The organism is Roseburia faecis (assembly GCF_001406815.1).
Taxonomy (GTDB): domain Bacteria; phylum Bacillota; class Clostridia; order Lachnospirales; family Lachnospiraceae; genus Roseburia; species Roseburia faecis.
The window spans coordinates 199,176-214,473 of record NZ_CVRR01000019.1 but is presented as its reverse complement, the minus strand read 5'-3'; the positions used below and the strand labels follow the sequence as shown (position 1 = coordinate 214,473).

The following is a 15,298-nucleotide window of genomic DNA, read 5'->3' as shown; positions in this document are numbered from 1 at the left end:
ATGCGTCAGGATTCATCAATCACGGAAATCAAAGGCATTGGTGAAAAAACAAAAAAATTATTCGAAAAAATGGGAGTATACACCGTAGGTGATATACTCCTTCATTTTCCCAGAAATTATATACAGTATCCCCATCCGGTGCCGATCGATGAGATGACAGCGGAACATATGCAGACAGAGGATAAGCTTGCGATTGTTGCACGGATTGAGCGTACACCGGTAACGAGAAGTGGCAGACATATGCAGGTGACACTTCTTGTGATTGGAAGCCCTGGACATCAGATCCAGCTGATCTGGTATCGGATGCCTTATATACGGAATACATTGACACATGGCAAATATTTTGTTTTTTACGGAAATGTTCACATTAAGGATGGCAAATTTGTGATGGAACAGCCGGTGGTGTATACGCCGGAGGCCTATCAGGAAATCGAAAACTGTTTTCTTCCGGTGTATACGCTGACCAGCGGGATCACCAACAATCTCATGATAAAAACGATGCGGCAGGCATTGGATGAGGAAGAACTGCTTACGGATTTTCTTCCGGGAGAAATTCGTACGCGCAGGGAACTGTGTGAGTATAATTATGCGGTCAAACAGATCCACTTTCCAGATACGATGGAACGTTTGATCGAGGCGAGAAAGCGGTTGGTTTTTGATGAGTTCTTTTTATTTATCATGGGCATGCAGTACCAGAAAGAAAAGAGAACCAGACAGGAAAACCGGTTTGTGATGGAACATCCGGAGTTCGTGGAAGATCTGATTCAGAAGCTTCCGTATGAACTGACGGGAGCACAAAGACGAGCATTGCATGATGTGACGGAAAATATGCAGGGACCGTATGCCATGCAGCGTCTGATTCAGGGAGACGTGGGTTCCGGTAAAACGATTCTGGCTTTTTTGGCAATGGCGTGGTGCGCACAGAATGGATATCAGTCTGCCATCATGGCACCGACGGAAGTACTTGCACAGCAGCATTATGAAACATTCCAGAAACTCTGTGAGCAGTTTGGACTGCATTTTCCGGTAATCCTTCTGACGGGGTCCATGACGGCAAAACAAAAACGCAGTGCGTATGAACGGTTAGAACTGTATGAGAATGCCCTGATTGTAGGAACGCATGCGCTGATTCAGGAAAAACCGACATATGCAAATCTTGCGCTTGTGATCACAGATGAGCAGCATCGTTTTGGCGTGCGGCAGAGAGAGGAGTTTGCGCAAAAAGGGGATATGCCGCATATTCTTGTTATGAGTGCAACACCGATTCCGCGAACCCTTGCGATCATTATCTACGGAGATATGGATATTTCGGTTGTGGATGAGGTGCCGGCAAGACGGCTTCCGATCAAAAACTGTGTGGTTAATACGGCATACCGGCCGAAAGCATATGCGTTTGTTGCAGATGAGGTGAAAAAAGGACATCAGGCATATGTGATCTGTCCGCTTGTGGAGGCAAGCGAAGAGACACAGGGAGAAAATGTAATTGATTACTCGAAAACGCTTATGGAGGAACTGCCATCCGGCATCCAGGTGGGCGTGCTTCACGGAAAGATGAAGAGCAGTAAGAAAAATGAAATTATGCAGGAATTTGCGGAAAATAAAATTCAGGTGCTTGTATCCACCACGGTAGTGGAAGTGGGGGTTAATGTACCGAATGCAACCGTGATGCTGATCGAGAATGCGGACCGATTTGGCTTAGCACAGCTGCATCAGCTGCGTGGACGTGTGGGAAGAGGAGATGCACAGTCTTATTGTATTATGATCAATGCCTCTTCGGCCAAGACGGCAAAAAAACGTCTGGAAATATTAAATAAATCAAACGACGGCTTTTTTATTGCGAGTGAGGATTTGAAATTACGCGGACCGGGAGATTTTTTCGGTATCCGGCAGAGTGGAGATCTGGTATTTGCGCTGGCGGATATTTACCAGGATGCGGCGGTGCTGCAGGAGGCTTCGGAAGAAGTAAAAACAATTCTTGAGGAAGACCCGGAACTGACAGAACCCGGACATCACATTCTGCAAAAGAAAATGATGCAGTTTCAGGAAGAACAGCTTTCAAAAATGAATTTGTAGATTCCAGCAAAAGAATAAGCAGGTCTCCGTGACAGAGACCTGCTTTTTTCTTTTGTACATTGGGACAAGTGGGTTACTGGATGTTTTCTCCTTTGCCAGCCATCTGTCTTTCCTGTGCTTCGATCATTTTTTTGACCATATAACCGCCGACAGATCCATTCTGTTTTGCGGTAAGATCACCGTTGTATCCGTTGCTAAGTGGGACTCCAAGCTCATCTGCAACTTCATACTTAAAACGTTCCAATGATTTTTTTGTACTTCTGTTTGCCATGCTTTTCTTCCTCCTTTGCGGTTGTACTTTGTGGTACGATTCTAGTATATGCGCTAAGCAGAAAGCCTATGCTGGAAACTTATGTATTGGATGATTCCACCAGTGTCAGGCCGCTGATGTCCGGATGAATCGTGAGAGAGTAGTTCGTATAGTATACGACAAATCCGGGTGCACTTCCGGCCGGTTTTTTTACATTTTTTTTCTGAAGATAATCAATTTCAAGTTTGTCACTGTCACGTCCGCTGGAATAGTAACCGGCAAGTTTTCCGGCCTCTTCAAATACGCGGTCCGGCATTTCTCCCCCTTTGTTTTTTACAATTACATGGGAACCCGGCATTTTTTTGGCGTGAAACCACCAGTCGTTTCCGGTTGCAAATTTAAAGGTCAGTTCATCATTCTGATAGTTATTTTTGCCGACGTACATGTCATAGCCATCGGATGAAATATAATGGAAAGGTTTGCTTTTGATTTTCTGTTTTTTGCCGTGTTTGTGTTTTTTGATAAAACCGTATTCCATCAATTCCTCTTTGATCTGCACCAGATCATCGGCGGAGAGTGCAATGTTCAAAGAATTCTGGATGGACTCCAGATGGTCAATCTGCGCTTTGGTTTCCGCAAGCTGGACTTCAAGAGCTTCGGAAGTCCGTTTCAGTTTTCCGTATTTATCAAAGTATTTTTGGGAATTTTCACGTGCGGTCTTTTGCGGATCTAACGGGATACGGATTTCTTTATTGTTGTCATAAAAATTTTCACAGACCAGTTCTTTTGCCTGGTCCTGCAGATTGTAACCGTATACATTGATCAGTTCTCCGTATAGTTTATATTTTTCCCGTTTTTCGGCATCTTTCTGCTGTTTTTGCTGTAACTGGTATTTTTTCTGGTTGCGCTCTAACGCAGTTGTGACGATTTTTCGCAGGTCTGCGGATTTCTGGTGGATACGGTTGTAAATATTGCGCTCTGCATAGAAAACTTCGAGCATCTGCGAGATGCTTTCCATATGTTCCATCTCATAATCCTGATACATGGTCAGTTCAATTGCAGAAAATTCGATCGGCCGTTTGTCTTTTCTTACAATCACCGGATGAAATTCGTTGTGGCGGATTTCATCAAAAAACCATGCAATGTGGTTTGCAAGATGGTGGATTTCATCATCGGTACAGGCCAAAAGAGACTGATCTGCATCCATCCCGGCCCGGTATGCCAGTTCGGATGCAACAAGCGGACTGACACCGGTAAATGTTGTATAGATCGCTTTGCAGATGGACATCGGTTTTGCCTTAATGGCATCGCAGATCTGTGTGGCATCCATAGTCATGGCATTGAATTTGTCCTCCTGTGTGGCAGGAATAAAATACGGGCGGCCCGGAAGTACTTCGCGCAGGGAACTTACGGCGGAAGAGACATGCTTGATGCTGTCGATCATGGTGCCGTCCTCATCGCAAAAGATAATATTGGAATGTTTTCCCATCAGTTCAATGACAAGGGTCTTATGACAGATATCCCCCATTTCATTCAGGTGTTCAATCTTCAGATGGATGATGCGCTCCATATGGGGCTGGGTAATGCTTATGATCCGCCCGTTTGCGATATGTTTGCGTAAAACCATACAAAATGTAGGCGCCTGCAGGGGACTTGTCTTGTTGGTGTCCGTCAGATATAAAAAAGGAAGGGAAGCGTTTGCTGAAATGGATACACGGAACTGTCCGCTGCTTCCTTTGCATGTCAAAAGCAGCTCGTCATTTTCGGGCTGCGCAATTTTACTGATTTTTGTATTTAAAATCGTCTGGTTCAGTTCATGGACTAAACCTGCGATTACGATTCCGTCAAAAGCCATGGAAATTCTCCTGTTCATGATTATAGTGTTTTTCAAACTCATGAATCATTATAGTAATTTCCACGTCTTTTGTCTATATGCAGAAAGTGGATATCTTTTGTATACATTTTTTGCAAGAACATTTGACGAAACGGCAAAGAAGCATTATAATACATTTATCTATGCATAGATATGTGCATGATATTTGGGAGAAAGTAAAATGATTAAAAGCATGACCGGATTTGGGCGCTGTGAGATTGCAGATGAAAAACGCAAATTTACCGTGGAACTGAAATCCGTAAATCACCGGTATCTTGATGTAAACATGAAGATGCCGAAAAAGTTAAATTTTTTTGAGAGTGCGATCCGCAGTCTGTTAAAAAAATATATGGAACGAGGCAAAGTGGATCTGTATATTTCCTATGAGGACTATACGGAGGATAATTATGCACTTAAGTATAATGAGGGACTTGCCGGTGAGTATTTAAAATATCTGAATGCCATGGCAGAAACATTCCATCTGGAAAATGATGTGCGGGTAAGCACACTGTCCCGTTATCCGGATGTCTTTGTTATGGAAGAACAGGAAATGGACGAAGAAGAGCTCTGGAATGGATTGCAGAAGGCAATCTGCGGAGCATGTGAACAATTCGTTGAGACCCGTATCCGGGAAGGCGAGAACTTAAAGAAGGATCTCTGTGAGAAGTTAGATGACCTGCTTGCCGGAGTGGATTTCATTGAGGAGCGTTCTCCGCAGATTATGCAGGAATACCGCAGCCATCTGACGGAAAAGATCCAGGAACTTTTGGGAGACACCCAGATCGATGAGGGAAGAATTGCGACAGAGGTTACGATCTATGCAGACAAGGTGTGTGTGGATGAAGAAACCGTGCGTCTGCGCAGCCATATTACCTCGATGAAGGAGACACTTTCAGAGGGCGGTCCGGTAGGACGCAAACTCGATTTTATTGCACAGGAGATGAACCGTGAAGCAAATACGATTCTCTCAAAGGCAAATAATATTGAAATTTCAGATGTGGGAATTAATCTGAAGACCGGAATCGAAAAGATCCGCGAACAGATCCAAAATATAGAATAAAGGAAGCGCGTTATGGAACAGAAAGGAAAGTTAGTTGTTATTTCCGGATTTTCCGGAGCGGGCAAAGGAACTCTGATGAAAGCACTGCTGGCAGCACATCCGGACAGGTATGCACTGTCGGTTTCCGCAACTACCAGAGATCCGAGACCGGGAGAAAAAGATGGTGTGGATTATTTTTTTGTGACGGACGAAACGTTTGATTCCATGATTCAGAAGGATGAGTTTCTGGAATATGCAAAATATGTCAGCCACTCTTATGGAACTCCTCGTTCTTATGTGGAGGAAAATTTAAATCTCGGAAAGAATGTAATTTTAGAGATTGAGATACAGGGAGCATTAAAAGTAAAAGAAAAAATAAAAGATGCTGTCCTGATGTTTGTTACGGCACCGGATGCCGGGACACTGCGTGACCGTCTGGTCGGACGCGGTACAGAGACTCCGGAGGTCATTGCGGCACGGCTTGCACGTGCATGTGAGGAATCCGAAGGAATTGAAAATTATGATTATTTAGTGGTAAACGATACGGTGGATCACGCATCGGCTTTGATTGATCAGCTGATCTGTGATGAGCAGTCACAAAATACCGGAAGGGATCAGGAGTATCGGGTATCTGCTAATATAGATTTTATTAATCAAATGAGAGAAAATCTCAAAAGCTTTTCGAAAGGAGAATGAATATGATACATCCATCTTATGTTGAATTAATGAAAGTTGTAAATGACGAGGGCGAAATCGGTGAAGAACCGGTGGTAAACAGCCGTTACTCCATTGTTCTTGCCACAGCAAAGCGTGCAAGACAGATCATTGCCGGAGCAAAACCACTGATTGATGATCCGGTCTGCAACAAGCCACTTTCCATTGCCGTGGAAGAGTTATACCGCGGAGAAGTAAAGATTGTACCTGGAGAGGACGAAAACTAAGAAATACCAAAAGGGAGTGACAACTGTCATTCCCTTTTTCAAGTGAGAGGTTATATGAAATTATTATTTGTTTCACTCGGATGTGACAAAAATCTGGTAGATTCCGAGTACATGATCGGTATGCTTACCAGTCATGGAATTGAACTGACGGATGATGAAACGGAAGCGGATATCATTATTGTCAACAGCTGCTGTTTTATCGGCGATGCAAAAGAAGAAAGCATTAACACCATTCTGGAAATGGCAGAGCAGAAAAAAACAGGCTGCTGTAAATCACTCATTGTCACCGGCTGCCTGACACAGCGTTATCAGGATGAAGTGAAAAAAGAAATACCGGAAGTAGATGCTATTTTAGGAACCAATTCCTATGATTCCATTGTAGAGGCACTCGAGGAGACCCTGCAGCATAAATTTTATAAAAATTTTCATACGCTCAGCGGACTGCCGCAGCTGTCGACCAAACGGACGGTTACGACAGGCGGACATTATGCATATCTGAAAATTGCAGAGGGATGCAACAAAAACTGCACCTACTGTGTGATCCCGTCTGTGCGCGGACGTTACCGCAGTGTTCCGATGGACGAGCTGGTTACGTCAGCAGAAGAACTGGTTGCAGGAGGCGTAAAGGAACTGATCCTTGTTGCGCAGGAGACAACGCTTTACGGTGTGGATCTGTATGGGAAAAAATGCCTGCATGAATTGTTAGACCGCCTGAACGGGATTTCCGGTCTGTTCTGGATTCGTATTATGTACTGTTATCCGGAGGAAATCTATGAGGAACTGATCAATTCCATGATTAAGGATAAAAAGGTCTGTCACTATCTGGACATGCCGATCCAGCACTGCAACGATACAATTTTGCAGCGCATGGGAAGAAAAACAAATAAAAAAGAACTGATCGAGAGAATCCATTATTTGAGAAAACGTGTCCCGGATATCACTTTGCGAACCTCTTTGATCTGCGGATTCCCGGGGGAGACAAAAGAGCAGCACGAAGAACTGATGCAGTTTGTCAATGATATGGAATTTGATCGTCTCGGAGCGTTTACTTATTCCGCGGAGGAAGGAACACCGGCAGCGGAAATGCCGGATCAGGTGCCGCAGGAACAAAAAGAGGAATGGCAGGCAGACGTCATGGAACTTCAGGAAGAAGTGATTTTTGACAAGAATGAAGCCATGAAAGGTACGGTTTTGTATGCGTTTATTGAAGGACAGGTTGCGGATGAAAATAATACCTACGTCGGCAGAACCTACCGGGATGCGCCAAATGTAGACGGATATATTTTTATCAATACGGACGAAGAACTTTTAACCGGAGATATTGTAAAGGTGGAAGTTACCGGTGCGTATGAATATGACCTGATCGCTACGATCGTAAAATAGGAGGAACAATTATGAATTTACCAAATAAATTAACAACTTTCCGTGTGATTCTTATTCCGTTTTTTGTATTTTTCCTGTTAGCTCCATACTTTGAAGGATACGGAAATTACATTGCGCTTGTTATTTTTATTGTCGCAAGCCTGACGGATTTTCTGGATGGAAAAATTGCAAGAAAGTACAATCTTGTAACAAATTTCGGAAAGTTTATGGACCCGCTGGCAGACAAGCTTCTGGTCTGCTCTGCACTGATCTGTTTGATTGCACTTGACAGAATTCCGGCATGGATTGTTATTGTGATTATTTCCCGCGAGTTTATTATCAGTGGATTCCGTCTGATTGCTGCAGACAATGGTGTAGTGATCGCTGCAAGCTACTGGGGCAAGTTTAAAACCGCATCCCAGATGGTCACCGTGATTCTTCTGGTACTGAATATTCAAAATACGGTATTTACAGTACTCGGAACGGTATTTATTTATATTTCCCTGGTACTTACCGTCGTATCTCTGATTGATTATATCGCAAAAAACAAAGAAGTATTAAAGGATCAGAACTAATGAAAATTGACAGACTTCTGGCAGAACACCAGCTGCTGGTGACGACAGCCGAGAGCTGTACCGGAGGACTGGTAGCGTCTGCACTGGTAGATATTCCGGGAATTTCCGATTATTTTAAAGAGGGATATATCACTTATGCTCCCGAAGCAAAAGAAAAGATACTGGGAGTATTGCCGGAGACCATTTCCAATTATGGTGTCGTGAGTGAACAGACCGCACAGGAGATGGCGGAAGGTGCTGCAAAACAGGCACACGCGGGATGTGCGGTGGCTACAACGGGGGTTGCCGGACCCGGGGGAGGAACTTTAAAGACTCCGGTTGGAACGGTCTGTTTTGGATGTTTTGTGCAGGGAAAGATATTTTCCGGGACAGAACATTTTACCGGTACAAGAAGTGAAATAAGACATGCGGCTGCGGCATATGCCATTGCATTTCTGGAGCGGTGTATCATCAAAACATATGGAGGAACCTTATGCGAATCATAGCAGGAACAGCGCGCAGCCTGCCGCTGAAAACAATTGAGGGGCTGGAAACGCGCCCGACAACAGACAAGATCAAAGAGACATTATTCAATATGCTGCAGAATGATGTGCCGGGATGTTATTTCCTGGATCTGTTTGCGGGCAGCGGTCAGATCGGGTTAGAAGCAATCAGCCGCGGAGCTTTGTATGCGGTTTTTATTGAGAATAACCGGAAAGCGGCCAAATGCATTGAAGATAATATTGCATTCACAAAATTTACGAAGGAATCCAGACTGCTTACCACGGATGTGATCAGCGGAATCAGCAATCTGGAGGGAAAATATACATTTGATATTATTTTTATGGACCCGCCATACCGGCAGGGTCTTGAAGAAGATGTGCTGCGTTTCCTTTCAAAATCAAGTGTGTTGAAACCTGACACCATGATTATTGTGGAAGCATCGCTGGATACGGATTTTTCTTATCTGGATGAGCTGGGATTTTCCGTGATAAAGTTCAAAAAATATAAGACAAACATGCATGTCTTTATTCAACAGAAGAGGGTATAACAAACATGAAAAAAGCAATTTATCCGGGAAGTTTTGATCCACTGACATTCGGACATATGGACATCATCAACCGTGCTTCAAGAATTGTGGATGAGCTGGTCGTCGGAGTGCTCAACAATAGCGCAAAAAATTCGTTGTTTTCTTTAGAAGAACGTGTTAGTATGATAGAAGAAATGACAAAGGATATTCCAAACGTTACGGTGGCGTCCTTTGAAGGTCTGCTGGTAGAGTTTATGAATAAAATAGATGCTACCATTATCGTGCGTGGGCTTCGTGCAGTGACAGATTTTGAGTACGAGCTGCAGATCGCACAGGCGAACCATGTGCAGGATTCTAATATTGAAACCATTTTCCTGACAAGTGATCTTTCTTATTCCTATTTAAGTTCGACAATTGTCAAGGAATTTGCGTCCTACGGTGGAGATATTTCCAACTTTGTACCGGAACGTTTTATTGAACGGATTTATAAGAAATATGAGAACAGATAGGAGAGATTTTCACTATGAGCAGTAAGATGGAACAGATTATTGAGGAAATCGAAGAGTATATTGATGGCTGTAAATTCCAGCCGCTCTCAAGTACAAAGATTATTGTCAACAAAGAAGAATTAGAAGAACTTATTGCGGAACTTCGCGCCAAAACACCGGAAGAAGTAAAGCGTTATCAGAAGATTATCAGCAATAAGGAAGCAATTTTAGCAGATGCACAGGCGAAGGCGGATCAGATCATTGCACAGGCACAGGTGCAGACCAACGAACTTGTCAGCGAGCATCAGATTATGCAGCAGGCATATGCACAGGCAAATGAAGTTGTTATGATCGCAACCAAGCAGGCCCAGGAAATTTTAGACAATGCTACCAATGAGGCAAACAGTCTGCGTGTCAGTGCCATGGGATATGCGGATGACCAGCTGCATGAGATCGAGGAGGTTTTGTCTAATTCCATCGAGACTTCTCAGGCGCGGTATGACAGTCTGATTTCTTCACTGCAGGGTTTCCTTGATGTAGTGACAAAGAACCGGGCACAGCTGTTTCCACAGACAGAAGCAGCAGAGGAGGCAGCCGCTTCTGCCGGACAGGCAGCAGAGTCTGCAGAGGAGCCGCAGATTACCAATATTTCAGCTTCAGATGAGGATGCCCAGGAAGAGTAAAGGAATACAGCATCCAACGGTTAACAGTAAGAGGATTATTTTCTGTAATACATAGTTCCGGAGCGAGAGGCCGGTCTGGTGAAGGATGGAAGAGACCTGAAAAATGCCGGACAATCCTCCCCATGATAGGAATAACACTGCCAGAAGAGATTTTATCTGTCTGGTGCAGGCAGAGGTGGAAAGCAGCGCAACACCGTTTGTAACTTCTAAGAATCCGGTGGCGGCCAGCGAAAACCAATGCGCCGGAAACGGCAGTGTCTGCAACATTTCGCAGAAAATGGAAAACAGGATGATATAGCCGCATATTTTGATCAGGGTTTCAAATCCGTGAATGATGCCGGCATCAATGATTTGCATATCCATATGAAATCTTGATGCCGTTTCTTTTTGTGTAGAAGAAGGGGTTCTGTGATATAATAACAGCATACTCATTCCATACAAAAACGGAATGCCATAGATCAGAAAAACGTATACAGGAGATAACGGAAGCTGCAAAATTTCCTGGATGGCGGTTATGACAAATACGGGACTTAAGTTGTTTGTAAAGCAGCATAGAGCAGAGGCTTTTTCCTGGGAAATATATTTACTGCTGTAAAAGTCGGCAGTCAGTTTGCAGCCGATGGGAAATCCGAATAAAAAACCACACAATACGATGTAGCAGGTAGAAAATTTTTTCGGAAGAATTTCACTGCGCAGAATGACATACGAGAGGACACAAAAAGGAAGCAGCGTCGGAAGAATCTGCGTAAACCACAGCCGCAGTCCTTGTTTTGATGCCGAAACTGCTGCGTGGGGGAAACAGATAAAAAACAAAAACAGTATGCAACAGAGAAAAATAAATACAAATTTTTTCATGATACAGTTTATGTGAGACAGGAGGAGTATATGAGTACATTAGAGCATTTATATCCGGAAAGGGTATTTTATTATTTCAAGCAGATCGCAGCAATTCCACATGGATCGGGAAACACCAAAGCGATCAGTGATTACCTGGTAAAATTTGCAAAAGAACACACACTGACCTGGTATCAGGATGAAGCAAACAATGTGGTTCTTGTCAAGGAAGCATCCAAAGGTTATGAAAAGGCTCCGGCGATCATCATTCAGGGACACATGGATATGGTCTGTGAAAAAGAAAAAGACTGTGCTCTTGACATGGATAAAGAAGGACTGCGCCTGTATGTAGATGGAGATTTCCTGAAGGCAGAAGGGACAACGCTTGGCGGAGATGACGGAATTGCAGTGGCATATGCGCTGGCAATTTTGGAATCAGATGAAATTTCCCATCCGAAATTAGAAGTTGTGATTACCGTGGATGAAGAAATCGGAATGCTGGGGGCGGCTGTCATGGATCTGTCTATGCTGACCGGACATACCATGTTAAATATTGACAGTGATGAAGAGGGAATTTTCCTGACCGGCTGTGCGGGCGGTATGGCATTAAATGTTTCCATTCCCGTAACCCGTGTCAGACAGACGGGAAAGAAACTTTCTCTTATTGTGACTGGGCTTTCCGGCGGACATTCCGGCAGTGAGATCGATAAAGAACATGGAAATGCAGATCTTTTGATGGGACGCCTGCTGTATGGAATCTTTTCGCGTTCCCCGTTTGGAATCCTCACTTTGCATGGTGGGTTAAAGGACAATGCAATTCCAAGAGAATGTGAGGCAGAAATCCTGATTCCGGCAGAAAATACGCAGATTGTCTGTGAATATGTAAAAGAACTGAATGAAATATTAAAAAAAGAACTGGTGGAAACAGATCCGGGCGTGCAGGTGCTGATAGAAGAACAGGGCAATGCTGAAGCGGAAATATTAGATTATCATTCGGTAAGCCGTGTGATTTTTTATCTGCGCAATGTGCCAAACGGAATTCAGCATATGAGCCAGCTGTTAAACGGTCAGGTAGAAACTTCCTTAAATCTTGGAATTCTGGAATTAAAAGAAGATGCCTTGACGTCGCTTACTTCGATCCGAAGCAGTGTAAAAACCCGCAAAGAAGATCTGTGTGCACGTGTTACGATGCTTGTGGAGATGCTTGGAGGAGAAGCAGAAGTGGAAGGTGATTATCCGGCGTGGGAGTATCGCATGGATTCTGCGCTGCGTCCGCAGGTAGAAAAAGTATACGAAGAGCTGTTTCATAAAAAACCTGTATTTTCCACGATTCATGCAGGGCTGGAGTGTGGCCTTCTTTCTGAAAAAATTCCGGATCTCGACTGCGTTTCTTTTGGACCGGACAATTTTGACATTCACACGCCAAAAGAGCATTTATCCATTTCTTCTACCGCAAGAGTATGGGATTTCCTTGTTGCATTTCTGCAGCAGGCAAACGTATGATTCGCCTGGACAAATTCCTGGCGGATTCCGGCGTCGGCACACGCACCGATGTGAAAAAACGAATCCGCGAGGGACGAATTACGGTAAATGATGCGGTGGCAAAGAAACCGGATCTTAAGGTTGATCCGGAACAGGATCAGATTCTGTTTGATCATCGTCCGGTGATTTATGAGAAGTATTCCTATTATCTCTTTCATAAACCGGCGGGCTGTGTGACGGCAAGATGCGACCGGTTAAACCGGACGGTTATGGATTTCTTCCCGGAGTCCATGCGAAAAGAGTTTGCACCGGTCGGAAGACTGGATAAGGATACGGAAGGGCTTTTGCTGATTACAAATGACGGAGAACTCACGCATCGCCTGCTGTCACCGGCATACCATGTCAAAAAAACGTATTTTGTACAGGTAGATCAGAAAATTCCGGATACGACGGCAGGACAATTTGCAGAGGGCGTGGACATCGGCGATGAGAAGCGCACACTTCCGGCAGATCTCAAAATCCTTGGGGACCGTGAGGCGGAACTTACGATTTCGGAAGGCAGATTTCACCAGGTGAAGCGTATGTTTGCGTCGGTTGGATGTAAGGTGACATATCTGAAACGGATCTCCATGGGAACACTTACACTTGGAACATTAGAAAAGGCAACTTACCGTAAACTTACGGAACAGGAACTGGCTTCCCTGAAAAAAGAAGCGGAAAATAAACAATCATCAGGAGTATAAAATTATGTACGAAGGGTATCTGCCGATTTCAAAACAGGATATGCAGGAACGCGGGATTAAACAGCTGGATTTTGTATATGTGTGCGGAGACGCATATGTAGATCATCCGTCTTTTGGTCATGCAATCATTGCCAGACTGCTGGAGGCACATGGCTATACGGTGGGAATCATTGCGCAGCCGGACTGGAAGGATGATGCTTCTATTTCCGTGCTTGGCGTTCCAAGACTTGGCTTTTTGGTTTCTGCCGGAAATATGGATTCTATGGTGAATCATTATTCGGTATCCAAAAAACGTCGTGCAACCGATTCCTATACCCCGGGAGGCGTAATGGGAAAGCGACCGGATTATGCTACCGTGGTGTACTGTAATCTGATCCGGCATACATACAAGAAGACCCCGATCATTATCGGTGGAATCGAAGCCAGCCTGCGCCGTCTGGCACATTATGATTACTGGTCCAACAAGGTGAAACGTTCGATCCTGCTTGATTCCGGTGCAGATCTGATTTCTTATGGAATGGGAGAACACAGTATCATTGAAATCGCAGATGCATTGAATGCCGGAATCGATGTGCATGATATTACCTTTATTGACGGAACCGTATTTAAAACAAAAAACCGTGATCTGATCTATGATGCCATCGAGTTACCGGATTATGATGAGATCAAAGAAAATAAGCGTTCGTTTGCGCAGAGTTTTTATAAGCAGTACTGTAATACAGATCCATTTTCCGGAAAGCGCCTGTTTGAGCCTTACGGTGGAACCACATTTGTTGTGCAGAATCCACCGGCAAAGCCATTGACACAGACGGAAATGGATGAAGTCTATGCACTTCCGTATATGCGGAATTATCATCCGTCATATGAAAAAGACGGAGGGGTTCCTGCGATCCGGGAGATTAAGTTTTCCCTGATCAGCAACCGCGGATGTTTTGGTGGATGCAGTTTCTGTGCGCTGACGTTTCATCAGGGCAGAATTATTCAGACGAGAAGCCACGAGTCGATCATTGATGAGGCAAAACAGATCATTCAGGAACCGGACTTCAAAGGGTATATTCATGATGTCGGGGGACCTACGGCGAATTTCCGTGCACCGGCATGCAAAAAGCAGATGACGAAGGGAGCCTGTCCGACGAAACAGTGCCTGTTCCCGAAACCATGTAAGAATCTGGAAGTAGACCATAAGGATTACATTGCCCTTTTGAAAAAGCTGCGGGTGCTTCCGGGTGTGAAAAAAGTATTTATCCGTTCGGGTATCCGTTTTGATTATCTGATGTATGATAAGGATCGTACATTTTTGCGGGAACTGTGCGAGCATCATGTGAGCGGGCAGTTGAAGGTGGCACCGGAACATATCAGCAATACCGTTTTACAGAAACTGGGAAAGCCAAGTGTGGAAGTATATAACAGTTTTGTAAAAGCGTATAAAGATATGAATAAAAAAATCGGAAAAGAGCAGTATCTTGTGCCGTATCTGATGTCTTCCCATCCGGGATCGACGCTGAAAGAAGCGGTTGAACTGGCAGAGTATCTGCGGGATTTAGGTTACATGCCGGAACAGGTACAGGATTTTTATCCGACACCGTCAACGATTTCTACCTGCATGTATTATACAGGACTGGACCCGCGGACGATGGAACCTGTATATGTGGCAACCAATCCGCATGAAAAAGCCATGCAGCGTGCACTGATCCAGTATCGCAACCCGAAAAATTACGATCTGGTACATGAAGCATTAATCAAAGCAGGACGTCAGGATCTGATCGGATTTGATTCCAAATGTCTGATCCGTCCACGCCGGCCGAAAAAAGACGCGGGTACTTCCTACCGGTCATCCAGACAGGGAAAGAAGGCACCGGCAGGCAAGGCTGCTGCCGGAAAGATGGTGACCGCAAAACACAAAAAGAAAACCATCCGCAACATCCATAAAAAGAAGTAGGAAACGT

At 44.4% G+C, this 15,298-nt stretch carries 16 protein-coding genes; 13 read left to right on the top strand and 3 right to left on the bottom strand.

Annotation, left to right across the window (positions count from 1 at the left end; translation table 11 throughout):
* Nucleotides 1-2,073, top strand: a complete 2,073-nt coding sequence (gene recG, locus M72_RS08170) for an ATP-dependent DNA helicase RecG (RefSeq protein WP_055067860.1) — start codon at nt 1-3, stop codon at nt 2,071-2,073.
* Nucleotides 2,074-2,146: 73 nt separating this feature from the next.
* Here recG and M72_RS08165 read toward each other — a convergent pair whose 3' ends face one another.
* Both M72_RS08165 and M72_RS08160 read right to left on the bottom strand, forming a co-directional pair.
* Entirely contained in the window at nt 2,147-2,344 is a 198-nt protein-coding gene (locus M72_RS08165) for an alpha/beta-type small acid-soluble spore protein (RefSeq protein WP_055067859.1), read from the bottom strand.
* 79 nt (nt 2,345-2,423) lie between these two features.
* Nucleotides 2,424-4,178 carry an Rqc2 family fibronectin-binding protein gene (locus M72_RS08160; protein WP_055067858.1) on the bottom strand — a complete coding sequence of 585 codons (1,755 nt, stop codon included), beginning with the start codon at nt 4,176-4,178 and terminating at the stop codon, nt 2,424-2,426.
* Nucleotides 4,179-4,377: 199 nt separating this feature from the next.
* On the opposite strand from M72_RS08160, the gene M72_RS08155 reads away from it, so the two are divergent.
* From M72_RS08155 to M72_RS08115, 9 genes are read left to right on the top strand one after another with little or no spacing between them, the layout of a single operon-like run.
* Nucleotides 4,378-5,256: a YicC/YloC family endoribonuclease gene (locus M72_RS08155; RefSeq protein ID WP_055067857.1), complete on the top strand. Its 879-nt coding sequence runs from the start codon at nt 4,378-4,380 to the stop codon at nt 5,254-5,256.
* A gap of 12 nt (nt 5,257-5,268) precedes the next feature.
* A complete protein-coding gene (gene gmk / locus M72_RS08150; protein WP_055067856.1) occupies nt 5,269-5,931 on the top strand; it encodes a guanylate kinase in 663 nt (220 codons plus the stop codon).
* A gap of 2 nt (nt 5,932-5,933) precedes the next feature.
* Nucleotides 5,934-6,176, top strand: coding sequence for a DNA-directed RNA polymerase subunit omega (gene rpoZ, locus M72_RS08145; RefSeq protein WP_022046578.1), 243 nt, complete (start codon nt 5,934-5,936; stop codon nt 6,174-6,176).
* A 54-nt stretch (nt 6,177-6,230) separates the two neighbouring features.
* A complete protein-coding gene (gene rimO / locus M72_RS08140; RefSeq protein ID WP_055067855.1) occupies nt 6,231-7,559 on the top strand; it encodes a 30S ribosomal protein S12 methylthiotransferase RimO in 1,329 nt (442 codons plus the stop codon).
* 11 nt (nt 7,560-7,570) lie between these two features.
* A complete protein-coding gene (gene pgsA, locus M72_RS08135) occupies nt 7,571-8,113 on the top strand; it encodes a CDP-diacylglycerol--glycerol-3-phosphate 3-phosphatidyltransferase (RefSeq protein WP_022046576.1) in 543 nt (180 codons plus the stop codon).
* Entirely contained in the window at nt 8,113-8,598 is a 486-nt protein-coding gene (locus M72_RS08130) for a CinA family protein (RefSeq protein WP_055067854.1), read from the top strand. The genes pgsA and M72_RS08130 overlap by 1 nt, the downstream gene beginning before the upstream one ends.
* Complete coding sequence (gene rsmD, locus M72_RS08125; protein WP_055067853.1) at nt 8,586-9,143, top strand: 16S rRNA (guanine(966)-N(2))-methyltransferase RsmD; 558 nt, start codon at nt 8,586-8,588, stop codon at nt 9,141-9,143. Before M72_RS08130 ends, rsmD begins: the two co-directional genes overlap by 13 nt.
* 5 nt (nt 9,144-9,148) lie before the next feature.
* Nucleotides 9,149-9,631, top strand: coding sequence for a pantetheine-phosphate adenylyltransferase (coaD, locus tag M72_RS08120; RefSeq protein WP_055067852.1), 483 nt, complete (start codon nt 9,149-9,151; stop codon nt 9,629-9,631).
* Nucleotides 9,632-9,645: 14 nt separating this feature from the next.
* Nucleotides 9,646-10,293 carry a hypothetical protein gene (locus tag M72_RS08115; protein WP_022046572.1) on the top strand — a complete coding sequence of 216 codons (648 nt, stop codon included), beginning with the start codon at nt 9,646-9,648 and terminating at the stop codon, nt 10,291-10,293.
* Here M72_RS08115 and M72_RS08110 read toward each other — a convergent pair.
* The gene (locus M72_RS08110) at nt 10,267-11,106 is read right to left on the bottom strand and encodes a hypothetical protein (RefSeq protein ID WP_141652709.1); all 840 of its coding nucleotides are present in this window, start codon (nt 11,104-11,106) and stop codon (nt 10,267-10,269) included. The genes M72_RS08115 and M72_RS08110 overlap by 27 nt on opposite strands.
* 72 nt (nt 11,107-11,178) lie before the next feature.
* Here M72_RS08110 and M72_RS08105 point away from each other — a divergent pair, with 72 nt between their 5' ends.
* The 3 genes from M72_RS08105 to M72_RS08095 are packed head-to-tail and all read left to right on the top strand — an operon-like array spanning nt 11,179 to nt 15,291.
* A complete protein-coding gene (locus M72_RS08105) occupies nt 11,179-12,630 on the top strand; it encodes an aminoacyl-histidine dipeptidase (protein WP_055067850.1) in 1,452 nt (483 codons plus the stop codon).
* Nucleotides 12,627-13,352, top strand: coding sequence for a pseudouridine synthase (locus M72_RS08100; protein WP_176694774.1), 726 nt, complete (start codon nt 12,627-12,629; stop codon nt 13,350-13,352). Before M72_RS08105 ends, M72_RS08100 begins: the two co-directional genes overlap by 4 nt.
* A 4-nt stretch (nt 13,353-13,356) precedes the next feature.
* The gene (locus M72_RS08095) at nt 13,357-15,291 is read left to right on the top strand and encodes a YgiQ family radical SAM protein (protein WP_055067848.1); all 1,935 of its coding nucleotides are present in this window, start codon (nt 13,357-13,359) and stop codon (nt 15,289-15,291) included.
* Nucleotides 15,292-15,298 lie beyond the last annotated feature (7 nt).

What these genes read in the sequence shown, in the direction of transcription:
- recG (WP_055067860.1), top strand. Translation starts at nt 1, where the DNA reads ATGCGTCAGGATTCATCAATCACGGAAATCAAAGGCATTGGTGAAAAA.
- M72_RS08165 (WP_055067859.1), bottom strand. Translation starts at nt 2,344, where the DNA reads ATGGCAAACAGAAGTACAAAAAAATCATTGGAACGTTTTAAGTATGAA.
- M72_RS08160 (WP_055067858.1), bottom strand. Translation starts at nt 4,178, where the DNA reads ATGGCTTTTGACGGAATCGTAATCGCAGGTTTAGTCCATGAACTGAAC.
- M72_RS08155 (WP_055067857.1), top strand. Translation starts at nt 4,378, where the DNA reads ATGATTAAAAGCATGACCGGATTTGGGCGCTGTGAGATTGCAGATGAA.
- gmk (WP_055067856.1), top strand. Translation starts at nt 5,269, where the DNA reads ATGGAACAGAAAGGAAAGTTAGTTGTTATTTCCGGATTTTCCGGAGCG.
- rpoZ (WP_022046578.1), top strand. Translation starts at nt 5,934, where the DNA reads ATGATACATCCATCTTATGTTGAATTAATGAAAGTTGTAAATGACGAG.
- rimO (WP_055067855.1), top strand. Translation starts at nt 6,231, where the DNA reads ATGAAATTATTATTTGTTTCACTCGGATGTGACAAAAATCTGGTAGAT.
- pgsA (WP_022046576.1), top strand. Translation starts at nt 7,571, where the DNA reads ATGAATTTACCAAATAAATTAACAACTTTCCGTGTGATTCTTATTCCG.
- M72_RS08130 (WP_055067854.1), top strand. Translation starts at nt 8,113, where the DNA reads ATGAAAATTGACAGACTTCTGGCAGAACACCAGCTGCTGGTGACGACA.
- rsmD (WP_055067853.1), top strand. Translation starts at nt 8,586, where the DNA reads ATGCGAATCATAGCAGGAACAGCGCGCAGCCTGCCGCTGAAAACAATT.
- coaD (WP_055067852.1), top strand. Translation starts at nt 9,149, where the DNA reads ATGAAAAAAGCAATTTATCCGGGAAGTTTTGATCCACTGACATTCGGA.
- M72_RS08115 (WP_022046572.1), top strand. Translation starts at nt 9,646, where the DNA reads ATGAGCAGTAAGATGGAACAGATTATTGAGGAAATCGAAGAGTATATT.
- M72_RS08105 (WP_055067850.1), top strand. Translation starts at nt 11,179, where the DNA reads ATGAGTACATTAGAGCATTTATATCCGGAAAGGGTATTTTATTATTTC.
- M72_RS08100 (WP_176694774.1), top strand. Translation starts at nt 12,627, where the DNA reads ATGATTCGCCTGGACAAATTCCTGGCGGATTCCGGCGTCGGCACACGC.
- M72_RS08095 (WP_055067848.1), top strand. Translation starts at nt 13,357, where the DNA reads ATGTACGAAGGGTATCTGCCGATTTCAAAACAGGATATGCAGGAACGC.